We start from the raw sequence: 1572 nt of genomic DNA, 5'->3' as shown, positions 1-1572 counted from the left end.
GTCGACCTCGAGCGCGCCGAGGTGCGCCGCTACACCGACGCCGACCAGCAGGCCGAGTATCCTGGCGACCGCTTCTTCGAGTTCGTCCCGGCGCTGCAGGAGGCCCAGATCACCCTGCCGGCGTCGTGACCCGGCGCCCGGATTGGCCCCGCCGGCTGGCAGCCCTGCTGTCGGCGGCCGAGGCGCGCCCCTTCGACGCCCGGCGCTGGAACTGCGCCCGTTTTGCCCTGGCCGCGGTCGAGGCGGTGACCGGGGCGCGGCCGGCGGTCCGGGTGCTGCCCTCCCTCGAAGCCTCGGCCGACAGCGCCGGCTTCCCGCGGACCCCGCCGGCCTTCGCCCGCGCCGGCGACGTGGTGCTGGCCGGCGATCCCGCCCGGCTCGGCGTGGTCGTGGATGGCGGCCGCGCCGCCTTCGTCGGGCCGCGCGGCCTGCTCCGCCAGCCCATCACCGCCTGCACCACCGCCTGGAGGATCGGCTGACATGCCTGCTGCCATCCCCCTCGTCGCGGTGCTCGCCGGCGGCATCGCCTCGGCCGCGGTCGGCGGCGGCATCATCGGCGCGGTGGTGGCGGCCGGTGCGGCCTTCGTCGTCTCCTCCATTGGCCAGAGCATCTTCCCGACCAAGAAGGCCTCCTCGACCGCCGCCGCCGCGGCGGCCGCAGACACGCTCACCAGCACTGCAGCGACCCGCACCCAGTCCTTCCGCCAGGCGATCACCGAGCACCAGATCGTCCTCGGCCGGGTCAAGGTCGGCGGGCCGATCGTCTTCATCCATTCCGCGACCGACGACGCGGGCCGGGAGGACGGCTACTTCTACGCCGTGGTGGTGGTGGCCGCGCACCGGGTGCGGGCCATCGGCGAGGTCACGCTCGGCGATGCACCGGAGAGCGATCCGAAGTACGCCGGGCTCGTCCGGGTGGACCGGCATCTCGGCGATCCCGCCCAGGCGGCCAACGCCAACTTGGTGGCGGAGACCGGCGGCAAATGGACCGCGGCACATCGCGGCCAGGGCCGCGCCTACATCGCCGTCCGCCTCAAGATCACCGCTGAGGCGTTTCCCTCCGGCCCGCCCAACATGGCGGCGATCGTCGAAGGTGCCGACACCATCCTCGACCCCCGCACCGGCGCCACCGGCTGGTCGGACAATCCGGCGCTCTGCCTGGCCTGGTACATCACCGCCGCCTTCGGCTGGCGCGCCTCCTGGGACGACATCGACATCCCCTGCCTGATCGCGGCGGCCAACATCTGCGACGAGATCATGGGCACCGCGGCCGGCACCGCCGAGCGCCGCTACACCTGCAACGGCACGCTCTCGCTTGCCGAGGGCAAGATCGCCATCACCGAGAAGCTGGTGGCCGCCATGGCCGGCGCGCTGGTTGTCTCGGGCGGCCGGTTCTTCATCCACGCAGGCGGGCCCGCGCTGCCGGCCGCGACGCTCACCTCCGACGACCTGCGCGGCGATGTGACCATCCAGGGCAGCCGGGCGCGGCGCGACCTCTTCAACGGCGTGCGCGCCGTCTACGTCGAGCCCGCCGCCAATTGGCAGCCGACCGACGCGCCGCCGCTGCTGGCC

General features: G+C 73.9%; 1 protein-coding gene and 1 pseudogene. Both read left to right on the top strand.

The genetic code is table 11. From position 1 onward, the window contains the following. The first annotated feature begins 125 nt into the window (after positions 1 to 125). Positions 126 to 479: a DUF6950 family protein gene (locus tag ET526_RS21040; protein WP_135471041.1), complete on the top strand. Its 354-nt coding sequence runs from the start codon at positions 126 to 128 to the stop codon at positions 477 to 479. A 1-nt stretch (position 480) separates the two neighbouring features. Beyond that, positions 481 to 1572 (top strand): annotated as a pseudogene (locus ET526_RS21035) (phage tail protein); the annotation flags it as partial.

This window comes from Crenalkalicoccus roseus, from assembly GCF_004761865.1.
GTDB lineage: Bacteria > Pseudomonadota > Alphaproteobacteria > Acetobacterales > Acetobacteraceae > Crenalkalicoccus > Crenalkalicoccus roseus.
Note: the sequence above shows the minus strand (reverse complement) of the source record. Positions and strands in the feature narration are given on the sequence as shown.